The 23,798-nt window shown below is 66.9% G+C and carries 23 protein-coding genes; 15 read left to right on the top strand and 8 right to left on the bottom strand.

Annotated elements, in window-relative coordinates; genetic code table 11:
• The first annotated feature begins 37 nt into the window (after window positions 1-37).
• The 13 genes from ACNJ7E_RS06325 to ACNJ7E_RS06265 all read left to right on the top strand — a co-directional run bounded on the left by ACNJ7E_RS06325 (window position 38) and on the right by ACNJ7E_RS06265 (window position 12,377).
• Window positions 38-415, top strand: coding sequence for a Zn-ribbon domain-containing OB-fold protein (locus ACNJ7E_RS06325; RefSeq protein ID WP_280778814.1), 378 nt, complete (start codon window positions 38-40; stop codon window positions 413-415).
• Window positions 415-1,563: a thiolase family protein gene (locus ACNJ7E_RS06320; RefSeq protein WP_418339401.1), complete on the top strand. Its 1,149-nt coding sequence runs from the start codon at window positions 415-417 to the stop codon at window positions 1,561-1,563. The genes ACNJ7E_RS06325 and ACNJ7E_RS06320 overlap by 1 nt, the downstream gene beginning before the upstream one ends.
• A gap of 9 nt (window positions 1,564-1,572) precedes the next feature.
• Complete coding sequence (locus tag ACNJ7E_RS06315; protein ID WP_283330579.1) at window positions 1,573-2,778, top strand: acyl-CoA dehydrogenase family protein; 1,206 nt, start codon at window positions 1,573-1,575, stop codon at window positions 2,776-2,778.
• Window positions 2,775-3,737, top strand: a complete 963-nt coding sequence (locus tag ACNJ7E_RS06310) for a phosphotransferase family protein (RefSeq protein ID WP_418339400.1) — start codon at window positions 2,775-2,777, stop codon at window positions 3,735-3,737. The genes ACNJ7E_RS06315 and ACNJ7E_RS06310 overlap by 4 nt, the downstream gene beginning before the upstream one ends.
• 50 nt (window positions 3,738-3,787) lie before the next feature.
• On the top strand, window positions 3,788-4,990 hold the full coding sequence (locus ACNJ7E_RS06305; protein WP_280778810.1) for an acyl-CoA dehydrogenase family protein: 1,203 nt from the start codon (window positions 3,788-3,790) through the stop codon (window positions 4,988-4,990).
• On the top strand, window positions 4,987-5,748 hold the full coding sequence (locus ACNJ7E_RS06300) for an SDR family NAD(P)-dependent oxidoreductase (protein WP_280778808.1): 762 nt from the start codon (window positions 4,987-4,989) through the stop codon (window positions 5,746-5,748). The genes ACNJ7E_RS06305 and ACNJ7E_RS06300 overlap by 4 nt, the downstream gene beginning before the upstream one ends.
• Before the next feature lie 37 nt (window positions 5,749-5,785).
• Window positions 5,786-6,547 carry an SDR family NAD(P)-dependent oxidoreductase gene (locus tag ACNJ7E_RS06295; protein WP_418339399.1) on the top strand — a complete coding sequence of 254 codons (762 nt, stop codon included), beginning with the start codon at window positions 5,786-5,788 and terminating at the stop codon, window positions 6,545-6,547.
• 15 nt (window positions 6,548-6,562) lie between these two features.
• A complete protein-coding gene (locus ACNJ7E_RS06290; RefSeq protein ID WP_418339398.1) occupies window positions 6,563-7,630 on the top strand; it encodes an NAD(P)-dependent alcohol dehydrogenase in 1,068 nt (355 codons plus the stop codon).
• A 74-nt stretch (window positions 7,631-7,704) separates the two neighbouring features.
• On the top strand, window positions 7,705-9,213 hold the full coding sequence (locus tag ACNJ7E_RS06285; protein WP_280778805.1) for a class I adenylate-forming enzyme family protein: 1,509 nt from the start codon (window positions 7,705-7,707) through the stop codon (window positions 9,211-9,213).
• A gap of 83 nt (window positions 9,214-9,296) precedes the next feature.
• Window positions 9,297-9,905, top strand: a complete 609-nt coding sequence (locus tag ACNJ7E_RS06280; RefSeq protein WP_280779172.1) for a TetR/AcrR family transcriptional regulator — start codon at window positions 9,297-9,299, stop codon at window positions 9,903-9,905.
• Between the two features lie 75 nt (window positions 9,906-9,980).
• Entirely contained in the window at window positions 9,981-10,316 is a 336-nt protein-coding gene (locus tag ACNJ7E_RS06275) for an EthD family reductase (protein WP_280778804.1), read from the top strand.
• A gap of 11 nt (window positions 10,317-10,327) precedes the next feature.
• Window positions 10,328-11,329, top strand: coding sequence for an MBL fold metallo-hydrolase (locus ACNJ7E_RS06270; protein WP_283353373.1), 1,002 nt, complete (start codon window positions 10,328-10,330; stop codon window positions 11,327-11,329).
• 16 nt (window positions 11,330-11,345) lie between these two features.
• Window positions 11,346-12,377: an NADP-dependent oxidoreductase gene (locus tag ACNJ7E_RS06265; RefSeq protein WP_418339397.1), complete on the top strand. Its 1,032-nt coding sequence runs from the start codon at window positions 11,346-11,348 to the stop codon at window positions 12,375-12,377.
• A 67-nt stretch (window positions 12,378-12,444) separates the two neighbouring features.
• Here the strand turns inward: ACNJ7E_RS06265 and ACNJ7E_RS06260 are convergent, their stop codons facing one another.
• From ACNJ7E_RS06260 to ACNJ7E_RS06235, 6 genes are all read right to left on the bottom strand, one after another.
• Window positions 12,445-13,209, bottom strand: coding sequence for an SDR family NAD(P)-dependent oxidoreductase (locus ACNJ7E_RS06260; RefSeq protein ID WP_280778801.1), 765 nt, complete (start codon window positions 13,207-13,209; stop codon window positions 12,445-12,447).
• 45 nt (window positions 13,210-13,254) lie between these two features.
• The gene (locus ACNJ7E_RS06255) at window positions 13,255-14,955 is read right to left on the bottom strand and encodes an ABC transporter permease (RefSeq protein WP_418339396.1); all 1,701 of its coding nucleotides are present in this window, start codon (window positions 14,953-14,955) and stop codon (window positions 13,255-13,257) included.
• On the bottom strand, window positions 14,955-16,118 hold the full coding sequence (locus ACNJ7E_RS06250) for an ABC transporter ATP-binding protein (RefSeq protein ID WP_418339395.1): 1,164 nt from the start codon (window positions 16,116-16,118) through the stop codon (window positions 14,955-14,957). Before ACNJ7E_RS06250 ends, ACNJ7E_RS06255 begins: the two co-directional genes overlap by 1 nt.
• A 62-nt stretch (window positions 16,119-16,180) precedes the next feature.
• The gene (locus ACNJ7E_RS06245) at window positions 16,181-16,960 is read right to left on the bottom strand and encodes an SDR family NAD(P)-dependent oxidoreductase (RefSeq protein ID WP_418339394.1); all 780 of its coding nucleotides are present in this window, start codon (window positions 16,958-16,960) and stop codon (window positions 16,181-16,183) included.
• On the bottom strand, window positions 16,957-17,994 hold the full coding sequence (locus ACNJ7E_RS06240) for an ABC transporter substrate-binding protein (RefSeq protein WP_280778796.1): 1,038 nt from the start codon (window positions 17,992-17,994) through the stop codon (window positions 16,957-16,959). The genes ACNJ7E_RS06245 and ACNJ7E_RS06240 overlap by 4 nt, the downstream gene beginning before the upstream one ends.
• A 79-nt stretch (window positions 17,995-18,073) precedes the next feature.
• Window positions 18,074-18,769: an alpha/beta fold hydrolase gene (locus tag ACNJ7E_RS06235; RefSeq protein WP_283330586.1), complete on the bottom strand. Its 696-nt coding sequence runs from the start codon at window positions 18,767-18,769 to the stop codon at window positions 18,074-18,076.
• A 109-nt stretch (window positions 18,770-18,878) separates the two neighbouring features.
• Between ACNJ7E_RS06235 and ACNJ7E_RS06230 the strand changes: the two genes are divergently transcribed.
• Window positions 18,879-20,813: an oxidoreductase gene (locus tag ACNJ7E_RS06230; RefSeq protein ID WP_418339393.1), complete on the top strand. Its 1,935-nt coding sequence runs from the start codon at window positions 18,879-18,881 to the stop codon at window positions 20,811-20,813.
• A 7-nt stretch (window positions 20,814-20,820) separates the two neighbouring features.
• Here ACNJ7E_RS06230 and ACNJ7E_RS06225 read toward each other — a convergent pair whose 3' ends face one another.
• Together ACNJ7E_RS06225 and ACNJ7E_RS06220 are read right to left on the bottom strand one after the other, a co-directional pair.
• Window positions 20,821-21,294 carry an ArsR/SmtB family transcription factor gene (locus tag ACNJ7E_RS06225; RefSeq protein WP_280778792.1) on the bottom strand — a complete coding sequence of 158 codons (474 nt, stop codon included), beginning with the start codon at window positions 21,292-21,294 and terminating at the stop codon, window positions 20,821-20,823.
• Entirely contained in the window at window positions 21,291-22,376 is a 1,086-nt protein-coding gene (locus ACNJ7E_RS06220; protein ID WP_418339392.1) for a serine hydrolase, read from the bottom strand. The genes ACNJ7E_RS06225 and ACNJ7E_RS06220 overlap by 4 nt, the downstream gene beginning before the upstream one ends.
• Before the next feature lie 138 nt (window positions 22,377-22,514).
• Here ACNJ7E_RS06220 and purD point away from each other — a divergent pair, with 138 nt between their 5' ends.
• Entirely contained in the window at window positions 22,515-23,768 is a 1,254-nt protein-coding gene (purD, locus tag ACNJ7E_RS06215; RefSeq protein WP_418339391.1) for a phosphoribosylamine--glycine ligase, read from the top strand.
• The last annotated feature ends 30 nt before the right edge of the window (window positions 23,769-23,798 follow it).

Below are 23,798 nucleotides of genomic sequence, written 5' to 3'. Positions count from 1 at the left end.
TCCGACGCCGACGACGAATCCCGAGGAGAGAATGAGGATGGGCGAGACACATACCGCGCCTGCGCTCGGCGCGAGCCGGTGCTCCCACTGCTCGACTGTCGCGTTCCCGGCCACCGGCCTGTGCTCGCAGTGCTCACGACCGGCGATGTCGCCGTTCACCCTGAGCGCACGCGGAACGGTCTGGGCGTACACGGTCCAGCGGTTCGCCCCGAAATCCCCGCCGTACGTGCCGCCGCCGAACGGTTTCGCGCCGTTCGCCGTCGGATACGTCGAACTCCCCGAGGGAATCAAGATCGAAGCCGTGCTCGAATGCCACGACTTCGACGAGTTGGACGACGGGGCGCCGGTGACCTTGATCGCCACGGCGCCGGTGCCCCGGTTCGCCACCGATGCCTATCTGAAGGAGATCCGCTGATGTCCACCGTGTCGATCATCGGGGCCGGACTGTCGAAGTTCGGACGTCAGCCGGGCAGGAGTGGTCGCCGGCTGGCGCTGGATGCGATCGCGTCCGCGTTGACGGACGCCGGCATCGGGTGGACCGATGTTCAGGTCGCATTCGGTGGCAGTGACGGTTCCGGGCTCGCCGACACCCTCGTCGCCGAACTCGGGCTCACGGGAATACCCTTCACCAACGTCAAGAACGGTTGCGCGACCGGCGGTAGCGCGCTGGTGTCGGCCGTCAACGCGATTCGTGCGGGTGCCGCCGACATCGCACTCGCGGTCGGATTCGACAAACATCCGCGCGGCGCCTTCGACCCGGCACCGGAGGATTGGGGTCTGCCCGTCGGCTACGGCGAGGCGGGCCTGATGGTCACCACCCAGTTCTTCGGCATCAAGATCGCGCGGTACATGCGCGAGCACGCAATCAGTGCACCGACTCTGGCCGCCGTGGCGGAGAAGGCGTACCGCAACGGCTCGCTGAACCCGAATGCCTGGCGCCGCGAACCGATGTCCGCCGAGGCAATCGCCGCAGCGGACATGGTCAACGACCCGCTGACGCGATACATGTTCTGCTCTCCCGGTGAGGGCGGTGCCGCCGTCGTCGTGGCGAGTGAAGCCGCCGCCCGGCGCCTCGGCGGAAGGCCGGTGCACTTGCGCGGAATCTCGGCGGGCACCCGCCGGTTCGGTTCCTTCGAGGTGTTCGGTCCGTCGATACAGGGCCGGGGAACCCCACCCAGCGTGAGCACGTCCACCGCCGCCGCCGCATTCGAGCAGGCCGGACTCGGTCCCTCGGATGTGGACGTCGCGCAACTCCAGGACACGGAGAGCGGTGCCGAGATCATGCACATGGCCGAGTGCGGATTCTGTGAGCACGGCGAACAGGAGAAACTGATCGCGACCGGCGAGACGGAGATCGGCGGCCGGATCCCGATCAACACCGACGGCGGATGCATCGCCAACGGGGAACCGATCGGCGCCTCCGGCCTCCGGCAGATACACGAGATCGTCACGCAGTTACGCGGGGAGGCCGGTGCCCGACAGGTTCCCGGACACCCGCGCATCGGATTCACCCATGTCTACGGTGCGCCCGGAATCAGCGCCTGCACCGTCCTGTCCGTCTGAGGAAGAGCCATGAATCAAGCAACGATGCCCGACCTGGACCAGTTCGTGGATGAAGCGCGGGCATGGTTGAGAACTGTCGCCGAACCGCGCACCCAGATCAAATGGGGAGTGGGATCCGACTCGGTCGCCGTCTTCGAGAATTGGACAGCGGAGCAGGAGCGCGACGAGACCGACCATATCCGCGCGTACGAGCAGACGAAGTTCGACGCCGGCTGGGGCTCGATGAACTGGCCGGCCGAGTACGGTGGCCGCGGCCTGCCGATGTCCTACGTCCTCGCGTTCCGGCGGGAGGAGAACGCATTCGACGTGCCGCGCCGGACCGAAATGTTCTCGGTGACTCAGCAGCTGGTAGCCCCGGCGATCGCCCAGTGGGGAACACCGGAACAGTGCGAGCGGTATGTGCGCGCGATGCTCCGGACCGATATCATTGCCTGTCAGCTTTTTTCGGAGACCGAAGCCGGATCCGACCTTGCCGCCGTCCGGACGAGGGCAGTCGAACGGAATGGCCGCTGGACGATCACCGGGCACAAGGTCTGGACGTCCGGCGCCCGCGTCGCCGACGTGGGGGTGGCGGTGTGCCGCACCGACCCCGACGCGCCCAAACACGCAGGCCTCACGGTGTTCCTGGTCCCGATGGATGCTCCCGGGGTCACCGTCCGCCCGATCCGCCAGATGACCGGGGGCAGTTCCTTCAATGAGGTCTATCTGGACGGTGTCGAACTGTCGGACGACCACCGGTTGGGGCCCGTGGGGCAGGGGTGGCCGGTCGCCTTGACGGTGCTGGCGGCTGAACGACTCGACGCCGGGAACCTGGGTCTGGCCAACGCCGATCACGCCGTCGAACTCGCCCGTCACCTCGACCGGCCGCTCACCGAGATCGAGCGTGACAAGGTCGCGGACCTGGTGACCCGCAGCTATGTCCAGCGCGTGACCGGAATGCGGGTGGCCGCGGCAGTGGTCGCCGACAAGGACCCCGGCCCCGAGGCTTCGGTGGGCAAGTTGCTTGCCACGGACACCATGGCGCGCACGTCGGAGGTGGTCCGGCTGTTGCTGGGACGCGATCTGATTGCCGACTCGGGCGAGTGGGGAACGTTCGCGTGGACGGAGCATGTGCTCGGCGCACCCGGGTACCGGATCGCGGGCGGCACCGACGAGATCCAGCGCAACATCCTCGCCGAGCGTGTTCTCGGTCTGCCGAGGGAGCCGCGCCGATGACCACGAACAGCGCGCTCGGCGTCCGGGTGGCCCAGCGCCTGCGCGAGCAGAGCCCCGGCCTCGATGTCGGCGCACTCGAGCCGCTCCTCGGTGGGCATTCCGGGCTGACGTACAAAGTGCCGACCAGCGACGGCGACCTCGTGGTCAAGGCGGTTCCCGAGGGGCAACGCCCCATCGGGCGGCACGACATGGTGCGTCAGGCGCGGATCATGGAAACACTCGGTGCGACAGAGGTTCCCGTTCCTCGGATCGTCGCCGTCGACGAGGACGGGCCGGCGTGGTTCGCGATGGAGTGCGTGGCCGGGGAATCACTCGAGCCGGTGCTCGATTCCCCTCCGGTCGAACCGGCCGTCGCGGCGGCGCGGATGCGCCGTGCGGCCGCGGTGCTGCCGCGGCTGCACGCGGTGCCGGTCGACACGATCCCGGCTGCCGGGGAGCCGTTGTCACCCGCTGCGGAGCTGGCGCGGTGGAAACGAACCCTGGACGCCGTTCCCCCCGACCTCGTCAGCGGCGGTGACGAACTCCTGCGCCTCCTCGCCGCCGATCTCCCCGACGCGCTGCCACCGACGTTGGTGCACGGGGACTACCGGCTCGGCAACATCATCGCGCGTGACACCGAGCCGGCGGCGTTGATCGACTGGGAGATCTGGAGCCTGGGCGATCCGCGGGTCGAATTGGGCTGGTTCCTCGTATTCGCCGACGGTGCGAACTTTCCCGGGGTGGGACGCGCCGTGCCGGACCTGCCGTCCGCGGACGAACTGATCGACCTCTACATCGGGGACCACCCGGCGCTGCCGGACATGAACTGGTTCAACGCGCTCGGCCGTCTGAAGATGGCGGCGATCATGGGCCACAACCTGCGCCGGCACCGTGAGGGCCGCCACCACGACCCCGACCAGGAACGGCTGCCCGACACCATCTCGCAGCTCATCCGCAGCGGAACCGCGCTACTTGCCTGATCAACCTCCGATCACCGCGTGACGCGATGACGGAACAGAGAGGACCTCACGTGGACTTCGAATACTCCGCGCGCACCGAGCGACTGCTCGAGCAGCTGCGGAACTTCATGGAAGAGCACGTCTATCCGGCCGAGGCCGTGTACGACGAGCAGATCAAGTCGAACGACAACCCACACGAGCAGCCCAAGGTCATGCTGGACCTGCAGGCGAAGGCGCGCGAGCTCGGACTGTGGAATCTCTTCATGACGCACGGCGAGTGGGGCGCCGGTCTCACCAACCTCGAGTACGCCCCGCTCGCCGAGCTGGTCGGACGCTCGGTGATCGGCAACGAAGCCATCAACTGTTCGGCACCCGACACCGGCAACATGGAGATCCTCGCCATGTACGGCACCGAGCAACAGCAGTCCCGGTGGCTCGCGCCGCTCCTCGACTGCACGATCCGGTCGGCGTTCGCCATGACGGAACCGGATGTGGCGAGCTCGGACGCCACCAATATCACGTCGACCATCCGCCGGGACGGCGACGAATACGTCCTGAACGGCCGGAAGTGGTACACCTCAGGCATTCTCGACCCCGACTGCAAGCTCATCATCTTCATGGGAAAGTCCGATCCCGACGCTCCGACCTACCGGCAGCAGAGCATGATCCTGGTGCCCGCGGATTCTCCCGGTATCGAGGTCCTACGCGATCTGCCCATGTTCGGGTACCGCGACCGGCTCGGTCACGGCGAGGTCCAGTTCACGGACGTCCGGGTGCCTGCCGATCACATGCTCGGCGCCGAGGGCGACGGTTTCGCGATAGCGCAGGGCAGGCTGGGGCCGGGGCGCATGCACTACGCGATGCGCGCGATCGGCATGGCCGAGCGCGCCCTCGAGCTGATGTGCCGACGAGCTCTGCAGCGCAATGCCTTCGGTGCGCCGCTCGCCGACCGCGGTGTGGTACGGGAGTGGATCGCGCGCAGCCGGATGGAGATCGACCAGATCCGGCTGCTGGTTCTCCAGTCGTCGTGGCTGATGGACACCCGGGGCAACGCCGCGGCCCGCTCGGAAGTCGCCGCGATCAAGGTCGCGGCCATGGAGGTCGCTCATCGGGTGGTCGACCATGCCGTCCAGACCTACGGCGCGGCAGGGGTGAGTGACGACACGATCCTGGCCCGGCTGTATGCGATCACCCGGGCACTGCAGATCGCCGACGGTCCGAACGAAGTCCATCTGCGCACCATCGCGCGCCTCGAACTGAAGAAGTACGCATGAACGCACCGCGAGAACTGACAGGCAAGGTCGCACTCGTCACGGGGGCCACCCGAGGGCTCGGATACGCCATCGCCAGCGGGCTGGCCGCCGCGGGAGCCACCGTGATCGTGTCGAGTCGCAAGGAGGACGCATGCATCTCCGCGGCCCTCGCGATCACGAGGGACACCGGTGGCATCGCCGAACCGCTCGCACTGCACGTCGGGAAGTGGGACGCGATCGAACTCGCCGTCGACCACATTCTCGCGCAGTTCGGGAGCCTCGACATCGTAGTCAACAACGCCGGCATCGCGCCGCTGTCGCCGAGCCTCGAGTCGGTCTCCGAGTCGCTCTTCGACAAGACGATCGAGGTCAACCTCAAGGGCCCGTTCCGGCTCATGGCGGTGGCCGGCGCCAGGATGAGCGCGGCCGGAGGCGGTTCGATCATCAACATCTCGAGCATCGGCGCACTGCGGCCCAGCCCGCCGGAGGCGATGTACGCGGCATCGAAGAACGGCCTCAACGCGCTGACGATGGCCTTCGCTCAGGAATACGCGCCCCGGGTTCGGGTGAACTGCATCATGCCGGGCGGATTCGCGACAGACATGGCGGCGGACTGGGACGACGAGTTCGTCGGCAAGATCATCGACCGACTCCCTGCCGGGCGCCTGGGGAATCCGGACGAAATCGCCGGTCTCGTCGTGCATCTGGCGGGGGACCGTGCCGGTTACACCACGGGTGCCGTCATCCCGGTCGACGGCGGACGCACCGCCGTCTACTGACGCGCGCGTGCCACGAACACGAGTAGGAGCCAACCACATGCAGGTACCCGAGCTGTTCCAGTTGAGCGGTCGCGTCGCCGTCGTCACGGGTGCGTCGTCCGGACTGGGAATGGGATTCGCGCGGACACTGGCGTCGGCGGGCGCGACGGTCTTCGCGGCCGCCCGCCGTGTCGAGCGGCTCGCGGCGCTGGCAGGCGAGGTCGACGGCGTCGTCCCCGTCGAGTGCGACATCACCGTGGACGCGGACCGGCGCTCGCTCGTGGATCGGGCACTAGCGCAGGCCGGGCGGATCGACGTCCTCGTCAACAACGCGGGCAGACCCGGCAGGCCGAACGCCGAGGACGAGAGCCCGGAGGAATTCTCCTCGATTCTCGACGTCAATCTGGCCGCGGGATTTCATCTCGCCACGTCCGTAGCCTCGACCACACCGGCAGGCGAGGCCGCGTCGATCATCAATATCTCCTCGGTCGTCGGGCTCGTGTCGACGGCACCTATCGGCGGGGCGAGCTACGCGGCATCGAAAGCCGGCGTGCTCGGGCTGACCCGTGAGCTGGCCGGGCAGTGGGGCAGACGTGGGATCCGCGTGAACGCCATCGTGCCGGGCTGGTTCGACACGGAAATGACCGATGGATTGTTCAGCAACCAGCGTTCGGCGGACTGGGTGCGCCGCAACACGATGCTCGCCCGCGGTGGACGTCCCGGCGAAGTGGACGGCGCCGTGCTCTTTCTGGCGTCGGCCGCGTCGTCCTACGTCACAGGCCAGACTCTGGTGGTCGATGGCGGCTGGACCGCCCGGTAGGCAAAGGTGACACTCATGGCAGTTCCGACAATGCGCGCAGTACGCCTGACCGGCTGGGGCGACGGTGCACGGGTTGTGCGCATCCCGGTTCCCGAACCACAGGGGCATCAGCTGCTCCTCCGAGTCGAGGCCGCCGGGCTGTGCAGATCCGATCTGCACGTGATGGACGCACCCGCGGGAGTATTCGACTATCCCCTTCCGTTCACGCTCGGGCACGAGGTAGCGGGAACCGTCGTCGGTGCGGGCCCGTCGGCGGACACGTCCTGGATCGGCGAGTCCGTCGTCGTCCATGGTGTCTGGTCGTGCGGGCAATGCCGCAACTGCCGCCGAAACCGTGAGAACTATTGCTTCGAACTGAGCGCACGCGAGGACGGCCGTCTTACCGCGATCGGCAACGGCATCGGCCATGACGGCGGTCTGGCCGACACCATGATCGTTCCATCGGAGCGGTGCCTGGTCCGTACCCACGGGCTCGCCCCCGAGAGCGCCGCCCCACTCGCCGATGCCGCCCTGACGGCCTATCACGCAATCCGTACCAACCGTGATCTCGTCGACGCCGACTCCGTTTCCGTGGTGGTCGGTGTCGGGGGACTGGGCCACATCGCGATCCAGGTTCTTCGCGCACTGGGCGCGGGAACGATCATCGCGGTCGATCCGCGTGAGAGTTCGCGCGACCTCGCGCGTCGACTGGGGGCGGACGTGGCGGTGTCGGACATCGCGGAGGTTGCGGCCTCTCGGTCCGGTGTCGCCCGGCGTCACTGCGCTGATGTGGTCTTCGATTTCGTGGGAGCGCCGGACACGATGGGATCGGCGGCGCAGTTGCTCGCCCCCGGCGGCCGACTGGTCACCGTCGGCAGCGCCGGCGGTCGGCTCACGGTGGGCAAAGACGTGGGACTCGCGACGGGGTGGCAGGTGACTGCGCCGTTCTGGGGAACGCGAGCAGACCTCGAGGCCGTGGTCGACCTCGCGAACCGAGGCCTGCTGGCCGTCGAAGCGACCGCGTACCCGTTGGACGACGTTCTCGACGTGTATTCGAAGTTGCGACGCGGCGAGATCACCGGGAGGGCCGTCGTGATCCCGTAACGGACGAAAAGCTGGGTGCGGTGCGCGTTGTAGTCAATAATGAAACTAGTTCACTTCAATGAAAGGTCGGCGGAATGTGGGAGCTGGCACGCGAATTCGTTGCTCGCGCAGCGAATTCTCCGGATGACATCGCAGTCGTCGATGCAACGGGGGAGCACACGGTGGCGGAGGTTGTCGCGGCGGCAACCGGGCTCGCCGCCCAGCTGGACGCCGCGACGGGTGGCTCACCGACGGTGCTGGTGCAGGCTGACAACACGTGGCGCACACTCGCCGCGGCCATCGCCGTCGGACTGCGCGGCGGCCTGATCGCGGTGTTCAGCCGACATGCCACTCCGTCGGAGTTCGCCGTGGCCCTGAACGACATCGCACCCGACGTGGTGATCGCCGACCGGCAGTCGCTCTCGCACTGGGGTGTACCGGAGGACCGGTTCTGCGAGGAGGCGGTCGCGACGGCAGGCTGGGTGATGCGCTGGTCGCGATCACCGGTCAGCGACATCGAGCGGTGGAACGGCGGGATCGCGATCGCGATGACGTCCGGGTCGACCGGACATCCCAAGTGCGTGGTGCAGTCCGAATCTGCAATCCGGTACGCCTGCCGGTGCACGATCGAGGCGGTCGGCCTCGAACCCGGAGATCCTGTCGCGGCGTTCGTGCCACTGTCGTCGGTAGCGGCATTCTGCTTCGGGCTCTATCTCCCCGCCGTGCTGGCCGCGCCGATGGTCTGCATGGACGGCTGGAAGCCTGCGACCGCCCTCCAGATCGTCCGGGAACACCGGGTCGCGTGGACGATGCTCGTCCCGACCATGGCGCTTCAGCTGGCCGTCGCGCCGGACGCTGCGGGAGCGCTGACGTCGCTGCGCGCAATGACCGTCGGCGGCGGTCCCATGGATGCCGGCGCGCTCGGCCGCGCCGAGCAGACCCTCGGCACCACATTCCTGCGTGTGTTCGGTATGTCCGAGTGTCTCGGGCACACGACCCCGCTGCCCGCGGACGAACCGGACGTTCGCCTGGGGCGGGACGGTCGTCCCTTCCCCGGGACCGTCGTCCGGGCGGTCGACGCACACGGCGCTACTCTGCCACCGGGCCGCGTGGGCGATGCCCAGGTCAAGGGGCCTTCCCTCTTCGTCGGCTATGCACGGGCAGGGGTTCCCGCACCCCCGGAACTCACCGCGGACGGATTCCTGCCCACCGGCGACCTCGTCGAAGTCGCCGAAGACGGCAGCATCCGGGTCATGGGGCGCCAGAAGCAGATCATCATTCGCGGGGGCCGCAACATCGACATCAACGAGGTCGAGGCCGCGATCGCACGCATCCCGACCGTGTCCCAGGTGTGTGTGGTCCCCGTTCCGGACGAGCTACTCGGTGAACGTGCCGCGGCCCTGGTCGTGAGTACCGGCGATCCGATCACCCTCGACGAGGTCGTCGCATATCTCGGAGACATCGAGTTCCCGAAGTTCAAGTGGCCGGAGTTCGTCTTCACGATCGACGATCTGCCGCAGAATCGGGTGGGGAAGCTGTCTCGACCGGATGCGGTAGATCTTGCAACACGCCTGCTCGCGGGTACCGACAGCCACTCATATTGACCCGACTTCACCTCAGTTCAGGTAGTCTCTGAGGTACCGACCCGAACAAACAGATGGATGGGGGACCCGTGTCCGTAGAAGCCATGACGCTCCGCGATGGTCCGCGTTCGAAGCGCGGGCTCATCCTGACGGCCGCGATCGAACGCTTCGGGGAGGTCGGCTTCGAGCACACGAAGTGGGCGTCGATTGCCGACGAGGTGGGCATCGGCCAGACGGCGCTCTATCACTATTTCGAGTCGAAGGGTCACTGCCTGCTGACCATCATGCGTCTCGAACTGGCGCAGTCGCTCGAGCGATTCACCGCCGCGATCGAGGGCATCGACGACCCGGTCGAGGCGTTGAGTGCCGCCGTCACCAGCGCTCTGGAAGCGACCCCGCGGGACGCCCTTCAGCGGCGCATCCTCCAAAGCCACATGGATCTGCTCGCCACTCCCCGCCAATCGGAGAAGGAAGAGGCCGAGCGTCAGACCTCGCGCGCGCTGGTGAACTCGATCGAAGAAGAGTGGTCTCTTCTCATTGCGCGGGGGATGGGTGCGGGCGTATTCGCCGACAGTGATCCACGATTGATGGCCCGGCTGATTCTCGGTCTCGTCGTCAGTGTGTGGCGGTGGTATCGACCGGGCGGGGACATGACCCTCGACCAGCTCAACCAGCACGTTCGCGACGCCACCCTGCGCATCGTCCGCGCGTGACGCGGGCGTGTGCGGAGGGGTGGTTTTTCTTACTCTCGATATTTGAACTAAATTCAGGTCAGTTATGGAGTGATGATGTACAACTTGATCGTCTTGGCCGCTCGTCCGCACGACTGGAGCCATGAGCAGTTCATCGAGTGGTGGCGCGGTGAACATGCCGACGTGACCTACCCGCTGCCGGGCCTGCGGCGCTGGCAGCACACCGAGGTGCTCGACGCCATGGACGACCGGTCCCGGGAATGGGACGGCGTCTCGATTCTGAGCTTCGACTCTCGCGAGGACCTCGATGCCGCACTCGCCAGCCCGGAATGGCAAGCCGCAGTGGACAACGTCGGCCAGATGCGTGGAAAGCGCATCCTCGTCATGGGGGAGGAGAAAACGATGGTCGAAGTGGGCAGCGGTGAATCATGAGGGCGCACTGGATGGAACCGGGCTGCTTCGAGGTGGCGCCCGGTGTGCACCGAGTGCCCCTCCAGATGCCTGGCGACGGCCTCGGAGCAGTGAACGTCTACGCCCTCGAGACCGAGGAGGGACTGGCCCTCATCGACGGTGGCTGGCGAGTCGACACGACCTTCGACGAGATGGAGCGCGCACTGCTTCGGATCGGGCACAGCACCGAGCAGATTCACGACATCTATGTCACCCACGTGCACCGCGATCACTACACGTTCGCGATCGAACTCCGCCGCCGTCACGGCTCCCGCGTCCACCTCGGGATCGCCGAGGCTGACGGATTGGCAGCCGTCAGTGCACTCGGCAGTAACGTGCCGACGGATTCGCTGCACGAACTCCGCCGCGCCGGTGCCACCCTCCTTGCGGACACGGTCGAGGTTCTGACCGCCGCGGAGCCGTTCCACCCCTCGGACTGGGAACAGCCCGACCACTGGCTCACCGCAGGTCCGGTCCGGATCGGACGGCGCACACTCGACGTGGTGCACACGCCCGGCCACACAAAGGGGCACATGGTCTTTCACGACGAAGAGCAAGGGGTGCTCTTCAGTGGCGACCACGTCCTGCCCACGATCACACCGTCGATCGGCTTCGAACTCGGCGACTGGGATCTGCCGTTGGGGCGCTACCTCGAGTCGCTGACCTGTCTGCTCGAACGCCCCGACTCGCGACTGCTCCCGGCGCACGGAGATCCGACACCGAGCGTGCACCTGCGCGTCGAGGAACTTCTCGCGCATCACGACCGGCGCTTCATAGCCATGCGCGATGCGCTGGTCTCGCTCGGGCCCGCGACCGCGATTGCCGTCGCAGACGCGGTCACGTGGACCCGTCGCGAGAGGCCGTTCTCCACCCTCGACCCGTTCAATCAAATGATCGCGACCTGTGAGACCCTCGCCCACCTCGACACGTTGGTCGATCGCGGCCGGCTCACAGTCCGAAGACGAGACGACCGCGACGTCTTCTCCGTCGTCTGAGTGCGGAAGGATTCCCATGGAGAGTCATGAGCTGAAACTGGCGCACCATCCCCGGGGGAAGGTCCGGCCGTCGGATTTCCACCTCGACGTGGTGACGGTTCCGGAAGAACTGGCGCCCGGTGACATTCTCGTGCGCAACTCGTGGTCGTCGATCGACCCGTCTGTCAGGATGCGTCTCGGCCCCACCGGCCCCGCGGGCTACCTCCCACCGTTCCGCATCGGGGAGACACTGACCGGGTTGGCTGTCGGCGAGGTACTCGAGTCCCGTGACCCCGGCTTCGAGAAGGGCGACACGGTTCTGCACATCAAGGGTTTTCGCGAGTTCGCGGTGGTCCGGCAGGGCAGCGAAACCTTGGCCGGGGCAGGCGGCGTGACACGCCTCGACACGAGCGTGCACCCGCCGCAATCCTATCTCGGAGCGCTGGGCAGTTCCGGGCTCACGGCGTACGTGGGATTGCAGTGCATCGGTGGACTCACGAGCGGAGACGCCGTGTGGATTTCGTCGGCCGCGGGTGCGGTCGGCAGCCTCGCCGCGCAGATTGCAAAACTCAGAGGTCACTACGTGGTCGGCAGTACCGGTTCCGGCGAGAAGGTCAGGTTCCTGCTGGACGAACTGAAACTCGATGCCGCATTCGACTACCACAGCCCGGACCTGGCCGGAGCGCTCGCAAGCGCGGCACCCGACGGCATCGACCTGTATTTCGACAACGTGGGAGGAGCGCACCTCGAGGCCGCCCTGTATCACCTCCGGCCAGGCGGCCGGGTGGCCATGGCGGGCGCCGTCGCCTCCTATGACGCGGACACGGCCGCACCGAGTCCGGGCAATCTCTTTCAGATCGTCGCAAAGAACCTGACGGTGCAGGGTTTCCGGGCTGGAGCGTACGACCATCTGCTCGGCGACATGCGGGCCGAGGTCGGGAGCTACCTCCGCGACGGTCGCCTCGTAGTCGAGGAGACCGTGTTCGACGGCCTCGGGTCGGCGCCGGACGCCATCGTCGCGATGCTGCACGGCCGCACCGTGGGAAAGACGCTGTGCCGCCTACGCTGATGCTCCGGCGGCTACACCGACGAACATGGCCTCCGCATCACGCGGAGGCCATGTTCTTCTGTGCAGCTCAGGCCGCCGTCCACCCACCGTCGGCGTAGATCTCCGAGCCGGTGACGAAGGTGGAGTCGTCACCGGCCAGGAAGGCGACGACGGCCGCAATCTCCTCACCCCGCCCGAGACGACCCATCGGGGTGCCGGCCAGCATCTCGCGGTGACGCTCGCTGCCCTCCCAGCGCTCGAGTAGTGGGGGCGTACCGATGAATCCCGGGTGCAGAGAGTTGACGCGCACCCCCGCTTTCGCCCAGTGCAGGGCAGCGTTCTTGGTCATCGTGCGGACCGCGCCTTTGGCGGCTGCGTAGGCAACGCTGTTGCCCAGGCCGCCCACCGTTCCCAGTATCGAGCACATGTTCACGATGGAACCGCCGCCGCTCCGCTCGATCAGCGGCCCGGCGTGTTTCATACCCAGCCACGTGCCGGTCTGGCCGACCCCGATCACCCGGTCCCATTGTGATCGGGTTTCCTCGTCTACTGTGGCGACGCTGCCGATGGCAGCGTTGTTGACCAAGGCGTGCAGCGCGCCGAACGTGCTCTCGGTTGCTGCCACGACGTCTTCCCACTGTTCCTCGGAGGAGACGTCGAGGGCGAGCGCCGCATGTCGCTCGGGCTGGGTGAGGGTATCGAGCAAGTCCTGGCAGACCGATTTCCCGAGATCGGTCAGGACGACGTGAGCGCCCTCTTCGGCGAGCCTTCGGACGATCTCCGCGCCGATACCACCGGTCGCACCCGTCAGTAGGACGACCTTGTCGCGAAGTCGGTCAGGGCCGACAGTCATCTGGACTCCTTGTCACTTGTTCGGCTCGGGCAGGGAAGGTCGATATCAGAGGTTGCTCAACACGTTTCGGCCACCGACGAGCATCGCGACCACGACACCGATGCTGGTTACCGCGGTCATGAGAAGAGCCATCGCGGCCACCAGCGGGTAGGAGCCGTTCTCCCACAGGTCGAACAGCAGCGTCCCCATCACCTGTGTCGTGGCGGCACGGACGAGCAGTGAGGCGGCGAACTCGTGGGTCAGCAGGATGAACATCAAGGCGACGGAACTGAGCACGGTCGGTCTCATCAGCGGCAGAATCACCCGCACATTGGTGACGAACGGGCTCGCGCCGCTCGTTGCCGACGCCTCGGCGTAGGTCTCTCCGAGCGACAGCATCGCCGTCATTTGCATCCGGGTGGAGAAGGGCACCATCAGCACGATGTAGACGAGGATGATGACCGCTTTGGTCCCGTAGAGGATCAGCGGAGGCTGGGTGTACGTGAGCAGGAACCCGACGCCGAAGATCACCGCTGGAATACCCAGGGGGAGAGCGGTGATGATGTCACCGATGGTTCCCAGGACTCTGTGTTTGCGGCCTCGCACGAGCAGCGTGGCGGTGAGGTAACCGATCGGCACGCAGACGGCGACCGCCACCACGGAGGTGAGGAGACTCGTGTACACCGAGTCGACGATGCTCGCCGTCCGGAACAGCGCCCGGAAGTTGTCGAGTGTGAAGAGATTCCAGGACAGTGTCTCCGACCAATAGGGAGACACGGCCACGATGGCGAGTCCGATCAGCGGAACGACGAGCGCGAGCATCGCATACGCGGAGATGCACACGGCGGCCCACGCCGAGCGTCCGGTGTTCGGTGCGAATGCCTTTCCGCCGTGCGTGACGAAGCGTGACTGATTGCCGAGAAGCATCTTCTGCGCCAGCACGACGACGACGCCGAAGATGACGAGCGGCGAGCCCGCCGCGGCTGCAGCGGCGAAGTCCGCCGGTGACTCGGACACCCGCCGATACATTTCGGTGGTGAGAACCTTCACGCCGGTGTTCTGTCCCAACAGGAGTGGTCCGGTGAACTGGCCCAATCCGAGAAGCAGCGCGATGCCACCGCCGTACACCAGGGAGGGGCGAAGCAGCGGGAGCACTACACGAAAGAACACGCCGAGCGTCGACGAACCGCTGATCTGTGCTGCCTCGAGGTGCTCGGAACTGATGTTCTGCATTCCCGCGCTGACGAAGAGGTAGACGAAGGACGTGAGTCCGAAGCCCGTGAGAATGATGATCCACGGTGTGCTGTAGACATCGATCGGTCCGGAGTCGACGTGGTTCCACCAGGGGAGTTTCCGCAGGAGTGCGTTCAGGTACCCGGGGCCGGGGGAGAGGAGGAACGCCCACCCGACCACGTTGGCCACCGCGGGCATCACGATGGGCAGGATGGGGACGATCCTGAGAAAACTCAGCCGGCGTGGCAGCCTGGTCGCCGCGAACGCAAGGATCGTTCCGAGAATCATGGCGATGGCGAGCGACGAGACAGCGAGGGCGATGGTGGTCCGGATGGTCTGGCCGATGTCGTATCGGCCGTACTGGGCTTGATATCCGCGACCGCCGTCCTCGAACGCCAGCGACTGCAATCGGAAGAGCGGGAGCACGACGAGATACGCCAGCACCGCCAGCAGTGCGCCGTACCCGAGTCGGGTACGCCACACCGTACTGACGACGAGCGGACGTGCGCCGCGACTCACCGCAACGGTAGCCATCACGCCTCCGATCGGGCGGCCTGGGCGAGCACGGGAACCTGGAGATCCACGTGACCGTCCGGGTGCGGAAACACTCGCAACTTGGTGGGCGAGAAGCTCACCACCAGAGGAGATCCGATGGTTGCAGCACGCAACCAGCGTCCGTGTCGTTCCGCGTCTGCGCGGACGAACAACTGCTCGCCTCCGGCATCGACCGTCACGTCGAAATAGCGGCCTCCGTACTCGGAGGTGACGAGTTCGCCGACGAAGCCGACGTCACCCGCACGGACCTCGTCGAGTGAATGATGAAGTGCGAGGTCTTCGGGCCGGAGTCGTCCCACAGCCGTATCGCCGCTGAGGTAGTCGCCCTGGACGCCCGCCGTGTCGAGATCGACGGGAGCCCCCGCTCGCGTGGTCCATCCCTCGTGCCGGCGGACGAGTTCGAGCCGGTTCGCCATCCCGATGAACGCGGCGACATAGTCGGAGGAAGGGGTCTGGTAGACCCGCTCCGGGGTGTCGTACTGTTCGATCTTGCCCGCCTTCATGATGGCGAGTCGGTCACCGAGCGCAAATGCCTCGGCCTGATCGTGGGTGACGAATACGGCAGTGAAGCCCAGTCGTTGGTGTAGTTGATGAATCTGGGACCGCACCTGATCGCGCAGCCGTGCGTCGAGATTGCTCAGGGGCTCGTCGAACAGCACCAGGTCGGGCTGGGCGACCAGGCCGCGGGCCACGGCGACTCGCTGTTGCTGTCCACCGCTGAGCTGGGACGGATACCGGTCGAGCAGGGCTCCGCAATCGACCATGTCTGCGGCGTTCTCGACCTGTCCGGCGGCGATGGCGCTCTTCATCCGTCGAACCTTCAAGGGGTACCGGATGTTTTCTCGCACTGTCATGTTGGGCCACAGCGCGTAGGACTGGAAGACCATGCCGATGTTGCGCTTGTATGCCGGAACGTTGATGCGGGTCGACGCATCGAAGACGGTGTGGTCCTTGAACGTGATCGACCCGCCCTCGGGTGTCTCGAGACCGGCGATGCATCGTAGGGTCGTCGTCTTCCCGCAACCGCTGGGGCCGAGTAGGACGAGAAATTCACCGTCCTGAATGTCGAGGTCGAGTTGATCGACGATGGTGTTGGACCCGAAGGTCTTGGTCAGGTTGGAAACCCTGAATTGCGATGTCACCTTGGCACCTGCTTGGTTGCGAGTGGTTTGTCGAGGAAAAAATAAAGTGAAGTCAGTTCATCTCATGATTGCGTCGGGCGCTTCGGAGTCCTGGCGCCCGCGGAGGTTCCACCGTCGATCATGAGATCGGAGCCCGTGATGTAACTGCTGTCCTCGCACGCGAGGAACAGGATGGCCTTCGCCACCTCGAGCGGTAGACCTCGGCGTTGCAGCGGAATGCTTTTCACATACGCGTCCATGTCGTCGTCGGCGAAGTCGGCGCCGGCGGTGATTGCCGTCTCGATGCTGCCCGGGCACACAGCGTTGACCCGGATATTCGATTCCGCGAATTCCAACGCCGCGACTCGGGTCAGGGCGCGAACGCCGAACTTCGACGCGCCGTATGCACCGAGCTCGGCCGTCGCGAGGACGCCACGCAGCGAGGACAGGTTGACGACGGATCCGCCCGTGGTCATGGCGGCGCCTGCGGCCTGCAGGCCGAGGAAAGTCCCCACGAGGTTGAGGTCGATCATGCGTCGTAGGTCGGCGAGCGACGTCTGCATGATGGACGCTTTGGATGCGGCGCCCGCGGAGTTGACGAGAACACGCATCGGATGCCCGCGATCCGCCATCTCGGTGGTGACGCGCGTCCACTGAGATTCGTCGGTGACGTCGAGGTGCCGGTAGTGCGCTCGCGCACCGATTTTCGCCGCGACACGTTCACCCACCTCGTCGTCGACGTCGGCGAGGTAGACCGTGGCCCCGTGGGCGTGGAAGAGTTCTGCGGTCGCGGCACCTATCCCTCGTGCAGCGCCGGTGACGACAGCGCAGGTGTCGCGCAGTCGCGCGTCGTCGGTCGTCACTGGATGAATCTCTTTTCCCAATCGGACTGGTACTCGGTGAGCGATTCGGGTGTCAGGTCGGACGGGTTGGGCAGCGCGATGTCCTGGGCCTGTGCGACGCTTCCTTCGATGCCGGGGAGTGCGCTCGCGTAACCGAGTGACAACGCCTTCTGGCCGGCGGGGGTGACCATGAAGTTCGCCAGCACCTGTGCGGCATTCGGGTGCGGCGCCGCGGACAGTGCGTGCGTGAACCACGGGGTTCCCCACGGGGGCGAGGGCAGTGCCCAGTCCACCGGTGCTCCCGATTCCTTCTCTCGCACAAGTGGTTGCACCACAGGGGTTGCGACGATCTCGCCCGAGGTCAAGGCCTGCGCGACCCCCAGTGAACTCGGGTAGATCCGCGGCTTCAGCTCCGCGAGCTTCTGGAGATAGTCGGCGCCGAAGTTCTTCTCGAAGAATCGGTAGAAGTCGACGTACGAGGCGATACCGGACGGGTTGACGATTCCGATCTTGCCCTTCAACGCCGGGTCGAGGAGGTCTGCCGGCTTCTGCAGACCTCCCGGAAGTGCTGTCGTGTTCCAGCCGAGAGCGAACACCGCCGCGCTGGTCAGGAAGAACTTGTCGGAAATGATGCTCTTCTGCGGTTCGTACTCCGGCGCATCGAATGCCGGGCCGACGAGATCGGTCGAGTAGGTGCCCGACTCGGCGGCAGTCTCGATCCAGGCGGCGTCGGTCATCATGTGCACATCAGCCGTTCCCCGTTTCGTCTGATTCTCGACCTCGACCTTCGGGTTGATGTCGGCGTCGGTGCCCCGGACGTATTCGAGGGAGATCTCGGGATACTCCTGCTCGAACGCCACTTTGAGAGCTTCGAGATTGGCGGGGTTCTGGCTCGAGTACAGCAGGACACTGCCTTCGCCCTTGGCTGCGGCGACGACGTCGTCCCACGTGCCGGACACGGGACCGGTGGAACCGGAACCGCCGGATCCACAAGCGGCGGAGGCGAAAGCGGCGACCACTGCGACGGCCATCAGCTTTATCGGCATACTTCTCATGGCATGAAAGCCCTTCCGGTATCGGTTCGCCGAATGCGAACCCGTGTATTCGGTGACGGATGGAGGAGTCGGATGAGGCCTACGGCGCGAGACCGTTGAGCAGCGCGGCAACGCGATCGGGAATCGTGACCATGGCCATGTGGCCGGATTCGAGGAATGCGGTGTCGCCGCCGACGAGGGCAGCAGATCTTTCCTGGAGTTCGGGTGGATAGCAGGTGTCCTTGGTCAAACGTACGTATGTACGGGGTATATCGGCGCGGAGACCGGACAGGTCGACGGACTCCGTGAGTAGCGCGCCGCAATCGTCGACCAACTGGGCGATCATCCAGTCGGTCTGTTCCGCGTCCATGTCGTTGCAGAGCATCGCGGCGGCGCCCATCGGATCCTGGCGATACACACCATCTTCTATCGAGGCTTCCACCGCGGCGCGGACGTCCGGGTCGATCTGGTCGATCACTCGCGTCCCGTCGGGCGGGACGACGGCGGACAGGAAGACCACGTGCCGTAGTCGGTGTGCGAGTGCCTGCATGACCCGAGGGGCCGTCACTCCCGCGAAAGAGTGTGCGACGAGGACGACGTCCTCGAGGTTCGCCGCCTCCACGTCGCCGATGACTGCGGCGGCGCAGTCGTCGAGGGTGACGGACCGCGGGTCGACGGAGTGCCGCCGTCCCCGTCCCGGGAGATCGACTGCGAGAGTGTCACCTTCGAGCAAGGGGAGGAGAGGCGCCCAGCACGAGGCGCCCATTCCTGCGCCGTGGACGAGAACGAACGACATGTTGCTCCTCGCTAAATTGAACTGATATCAGTTTGAATCTAAGGAAGTCGCCTTGTGATGTCAATCACCTGATAATGTGAAGTGAATCCAGTTCACTTAGGAGGTCCGTGTGACGACTCCACGTGCAGCGCGGCCGCTGCAGCTCGGTTCGCTTCGGTTGGCAAACCGGCTCGTCGGTACGCCGCACGCGTCGGGTGCCGTCGCCGGCGGCCTCCCTTCACGCGGCGACGACGACTACTGGCGGCGCTGCGCGGCCGGCGGTGCCGCAATGCTCATCGTCGGCGGCACGGTGGTGTCGCCCGGTTCGACCAACCGCAACGGCAACATCACCGAGGCCTGGCGTCCCGAAGTCCTCGCGGGCCTGGAGGCCCGGGCGCGGGCGATCACCGAGGAAGGAGCCATCGCGGCCTGCCAGCTGGTGCACCTCGGACGCGAAACTCTGGGCGCCGAGATGTGGAGTCACCCCGTCGCGCCGTCCGCTGTCCGCTCGCCCCGCGAACCGACGCGACCGCGCGCCCTCTCGGGCGCCGACGTCGACGCGGTCGTCGACGCATTCCGCACATCCGCGGTCCACGCGTGGTCGGCCGGCTTCCCGGTCGTCGAATTGCATGCAGCCCACGGATATCTACTTGCGCAATTCCTCTCGCCGAACACGAACCTCGGGCGAGACGCTGCGACGGGTGCTCAGCGTGTGCGGATCCTCGACCGCATCGCCTCCGCGGTCCGCGACGCCTGCCCCGGTGTCGTACTCGGAGTCCGCGTCTCTTCCGACGGCGGCGACGAGGCAGGCCTGACCATGGACGGTCTCTGCGACGTACTACCGCACCTCTCCGATTTCGACTACGTCAACGTCACGGTCGGCGTACGCACCACCTACGTCCGGGACATGGCCGTAACCGACCCTCCGCTGCTCGATTCGGTCGGACAATTACGCGCCGCCGCAGTGACCCCGCTGCTCGTGTCGCAGTCGTTCCGGACCGGTGCGTCCATCGACACTGCATTGCAATCGGGAGCCGACCTCGTCGGTGTGGCACGACCGCTGATCGCCGACCCGAACTTCCCGCGGAAGATACTGACCGGCCGCGAGGCGTCGATCCGCCCGTGCGTGTCCTGCAACGAGGACTGCCGAGCGTTCGACCCCGTCCTACTGTGCTCGGTCAATCCCGACCTCGCGCCGCCGGGTCATTCCGCACGTCCCGCGTACCCGCTGACGCTGGGGCCCACGCGCGGGTCGAGAGTGCGGAGACGGATCGCCGTCGTCGGTGCAGGCCCCGCCGGGCTCGAGTGCGCGATGCGGCTCGGACCCGACCACGACGTCACACTCTTCGAACAACGAGAGCGAATCGGAGGCCAGCTTGCGACAGCGGCAGACGCGCCGCATCGCAGCGGCTGGCGTCGCCTCCTCGACTACTACTCCGACAACATGCCGAAGGTGGCAATCCGTCTGGCGCACAACGTCAATGCCGACGACCTGGCGGACTTCGATGACGTAGTCCTGGCCGTCGGTGCCGTGGAAGAACTTCCCCAGGAATTGGCGGGAACGTCGTCCATGCTCACCTCTCAGGCGTTGCTCGATGGGGGAGGAGCTCTTCGCGGCGCCGGCCACGTCGTGGTGGTCGACGACGGATTCGGGCTCTGGCCCGCAGCGAGCACAGTCGAAGCGGCGCTCGCCGCGGGTGCCGACCACGTCACGGTCCTGACGCCCGCCGCGGCCTTCGCGTCGGGTCTTCCCGCGGAGGGCCGGGTGCAGTACCTGCGTCGGCTGTCGGGGGAACCGGTCGACGTGCGCGTGCTGTCGTCGCTCGTCGCGGTCTCCGACGGCTCGGTCGAGTTCGAGAACACGCTGTCGGGGGAGAGGACGCGCCTCGACGTCGACCGGGTGGTCGTGGCCGGTGAGCGGCGCCCGCGCGACTGGTCGCAACTCGCACCGGAAAGCGCACGCGTACACATCATCGGCGACGCGCTCGTACCGCGCAAAGTCGCGCACGCCATCTCCGAAGGCCGTGCTGCCGCCCGTGAGTACTTATTAACCGCCCGCGGTTAACAAGTACTCACAGGGGGTGTTCCCCGACATCCGCGGCGGCGAGGGTGATGACCAGCAACGGCACCACCTTCGCCGCCGCGATGCGGTAGTGGTTCCTCGACTCCTGCTCGACGATGCGTGCCCCGCCGAGGGTGCGCAGGTGGTGGTAGAGCTGACCGGGCGAGGACAGCCCGACCGCGGTCTGCAGCTCGGCCGCGCCGGCGGGGCCGCGCAGCAGGGTGCGGACGATCTCGAGGCGGGTCGGATGTCCCAGCGCGGCGAGCACGTTCGACACGGCGGTGGGGGACAGGTCGAGGGTGGCGCCGGCGTCGTAGCGGATCGTCCACTGGATCTCGCCGCCCAGGTCGACGGTGCCCTGATACCCGATCTGCCCGATGCTCTCGCCGACGTCGGGTGTCGGGGATTCGGCGGGCCGGGCCGATTCGAGGGCGTGGACGCGCGCCTCGAGGTCGGCGAGCCGGGCGTCGTACTCGTCGTTCACACGGCACAACTTAGCTGCGACATTGTGTCGGGATCGGTCATCGCCTCGAGAAGCAGGTGCTGGTGCGCGAAGTTCCCGCCGATGACGTCGAGGTAGTCCGCGCTCGACAGGTTCGACGTCAGCAGCACGGCGGTGGCGACGGTGCCGTCGGGATGTCGGATCGTCATCGCCTCGGTGACCACCCCGGGAAGGTTGCCGCCCTTGAAACCCAGCCCGTCCAGCCCTGGCGGGGCGGGCTGCCATTCGAGTGTTCGGCGTGCGACGTCGGAGCCGGGACCGAAGTCGCCGCTCGCGATCGCACGGTGCAGCGCGGCGAGGCCCGCGGCCGTACCCGCCACCCCGGACTCCTGCACCCGGGCCGTGACCGCCGGGAAGTCGTCGCCGGGCGACATCCGCATCACCTGTTCGCGGTAGGTGCCGTCGTGGGCGTAGCGCCGGGCGGCGTCCCACCGGGCATCCCGCGACATCGCCGGATCGAGGAGGGCGATGGTCGAGCCCAACAGGGTCGGGACCTCGAGGTCGTCCCAGCCGCCCTGCGCGGCGGCGTCGGCGAGGGCGGCGTCGCCGAGTCGGTCGCGCAGATAGTCGGGGACGGCGTTGTCGCTCTCCTGGATCATCGCGGTCACCATCTGCTCGAGCGTGACCGTGTCGTCGGGTTCGGTGACACCGAGCCGCTGCAGAGCCTTCGGGTGGGCGCCGCCGTCGGTGTTCGGGAGGTACCAGCGTTCCCACTCGGACAGCGGTACCGGCTCGGCCGGGTCGAGTTCGCCCGACGCGACGGCCCGGGCGTAGGCGGCCAGGTGCACCACCTTGATCGCGGACGCCAGCGGAACGGTGTCGCCGACGCGGTGCTCGACCGTTCGGCCGCGACCGTCGTCGACGACGAAGGCGACGTCGTCGGGGTGGGAGCCGACGTACCCGACCCACCCGGAGGCGGTCGTGATGTCGGCGGGTGGCAGCGGTGCGCATACGGCCGGCGGCGCGCCCTGCTCGTCGGAGGCGGCGGTGCCGTGGGTGCTGCACGCGCCCAGGCTCACCGCGACCGCGACTGCTGCTGTGAGCGTGCCGTGCTTCCTGGTCATCGAGAAGATCCCTTCACCTGTGGAAATTCGATAATTCGGAATTACGGAATTCTAGAAGGACGGTAACGCGATCCGGTAGGACTGTCGAGTCCGCACGCTCCGAACGTCCCGCTCGGCGCGGCCCGTAGGCTGACACCCGTGCGCGTACTCGTTATCGGCTCCGGAGCCCGTGAACATGCCCTCCTTCTCGCCCTCGCTCGCGATCCGGGTGTCAGTGCCCTGATGTGTGCGCCCGGCAACGCCGGGATCGGCAAGATCGCCGAGCAGCACCCCGTCGACATCGCGTCCGGAGAGGCGGTGGCCGCCCTCGCGAAGAAGCTCGACGCCGACCTCGTCGTGGTGGGTCCCGAGGTCCCGCTGGTGCTGGGTGTCGCGGACGCCGTCCGCGCGGCGGGCATCGCCTGCTTCGGCCCGTCGGCCGACGCCGCGCGCATCGAGGGGTCCAAGGCGTTCGCCAAGGACGTCATGGCCGCCGCCGGTGTGAAGACCGCGCACAGCGAGATCGTCGACTCGCCCGCCAAGCTGGACGAGGCCCTCGACCGCTTCGGTCCCAACTGGGTGGTCAAGGACGACGGCCTCGCCGCAGGCAAGGGTGTCGTGGTCACCACCGATCGGGACGCCGCCCGCGATCACGCGGCCGAATTGCTCGAGAACGGTCACCCCGTTCTCCTCGAATCCTTCCTCGACGGTCCCGAGGTGTCGCTGTTCTGCGTCGTCGACGGCGAGACCGTCGTGCCGCTGCTGCCTGCCCAGGATCACAAGCGCGTCGGAGACGGCGACACCGGACCCAACACCGGCGGCATGGGCGCCTACACGCCGCTGCCGTGGCTGCCCGAACAGACCGTGACGCAGATCGTCGACGACGTCGTCAAGCCCGTCGCGGCCGAGCTCGTCGCCCGGGGCAGCGCCTTCAGCGGGCTGCTGTATGCCGGGCTGGCGATCGGCAAGGACGGCCCCGCCGTGGTCGAGTTCAACTGCCGCTTCGGCGACCCCGAGACGCAGGCTGTCCTCGCGCTGCTGAAGAGCCCGCTCGGCGAACTGCTGAACGCGGCGGCCACCGGAACGCTCGATCAGGTCGCGCCGCTCGACTGGCAGGACGGCTCGGCGGTGACCGTCGTGGTCGCGGCCGAGCACTACCCGGCCACCCCGCGCACCGGCGACGTGATCACCGGCGCCGACGGTGACGGCGTCCTGCACGCAGGCACGAAGCTCGTCGACGATCAGGTGGTCTCCGCCGGCGGACGCGTGCTCAGCGTGGTCGGAGTCGGAGCGGACCTCGACGCGGCGCGCGCGGATGCGTACTCCAAGATCTCCGCGATCAAGCTGCCGGGAAGCCACTTCCGCAAGGACATCGGACTGGCCGCTGTCGAGGGACGCATCGCCATTCCCTGAGGTCGAGGCCTCCCACGGCTGAGAGGCGTG

The organism is Rhodococcus mengyinensis, assembly GCF_048381435.1.
Taxonomy (GTDB): domain Bacteria; phylum Actinomycetota; class Actinomycetes; order Mycobacteriales; family Mycobacteriaceae; genus Rhodococcus_F; species Rhodococcus_F opacus_D.
Note: the sequence above shows the minus strand (reverse complement) of the source record. Positions and strands in the feature narration are given on the sequence as shown.

Coding starts and splice junctions, on each gene's coding strand:
- ACNJ7E_RS06235 (WP_283330586.1), bottom strand. CDS start 18,769: ATGTCGTTCGTTCTCGTCCACGGCGCAGGAATGGGCGCCTCGTGCTGG.
- ACNJ7E_RS06290 (WP_418339398.1), top strand. CDS start 6,563: ATGGCAGTTCCGACAATGCGCGCAGTACGCCTGACCGGCTGGGGCGAC.
- ACNJ7E_RS06285 (WP_280778805.1), top strand. CDS start 7,705: ATGTGGGAGCTGGCACGCGAATTCGTTGCTCGCGCAGCGAATTCTCCG.
- ACNJ7E_RS06270 (WP_283353373.1), top strand. CDS start 10,328: ATGGAACCGGGCTGCTTCGAGGTGGCGCCCGGTGTGCACCGAGTGCCC.
- ACNJ7E_RS06310 (WP_418339400.1), top strand. CDS start 2,775: ATGACCACGAACAGCGCGCTCGGCGTCCGGGTGGCCCAGCGCCTGCGC.
- ACNJ7E_RS06275 (WP_280778804.1), top strand. CDS start 9,981: ATGTACAACTTGATCGTCTTGGCCGCTCGTCCGCACGACTGGAGCCAT.
- ACNJ7E_RS06255 (WP_418339396.1), bottom strand. CDS start 14,955: ATGGCTACCGTTGCGGTGAGTCGCGGCGCACGTCCGCTCGTCGTCAGT.
- ACNJ7E_RS06320 (WP_418339401.1), top strand. CDS start 415: ATGTCCACCGTGTCGATCATCGGGGCCGGACTGTCGAAGTTCGGACGT.
- ACNJ7E_RS06295 (WP_418339399.1), top strand. CDS start 5,786: ATGCAGGTACCCGAGCTGTTCCAGTTGAGCGGTCGCGTCGCCGTCGTC.
- ACNJ7E_RS06260 (WP_280778801.1), bottom strand. CDS start 13,209: ATGACTGTCGGCCCTGACCGACTTCGCGACAAGGTCGTCCTACTGACG.
- ACNJ7E_RS06280 (WP_280779172.1), top strand. CDS start 9,297: ATGACGCTCCGCGATGGTCCGCGTTCGAAGCGCGGGCTCATCCTGACG.
- ACNJ7E_RS06240 (WP_280778796.1), bottom strand. CDS start 17,994: ATGAGAAGTATGCCGATAAAGCTGATGGCCGTCGCAGTGGTCGCCGCT.
- ACNJ7E_RS06265 (WP_418339397.1), top strand. CDS start 11,346: ATGGAGAGTCATGAGCTGAAACTGGCGCACCATCCCCGGGGGAAGGTC.
- ACNJ7E_RS06315 (WP_283330579.1), top strand. CDS start 1,573: ATGAATCAAGCAACGATGCCCGACCTGGACCAGTTCGTGGATGAAGCG.
- ACNJ7E_RS06325 (WP_280778814.1), top strand. CDS start 38: ATGGGCGAGACACATACCGCGCCTGCGCTCGGCGCGAGCCGGTGCTCC.
- ACNJ7E_RS06220 (WP_418339392.1), bottom strand. CDS start 22,376: ATGACCAGGAAGCACGGCACGCTCACAGCAGCAGTCGCGGTCGCGGTG.
- ACNJ7E_RS06300 (WP_280778808.1), top strand. CDS start 4,987: ATGAACGCACCGCGAGAACTGACAGGCAAGGTCGCACTCGTCACGGGG.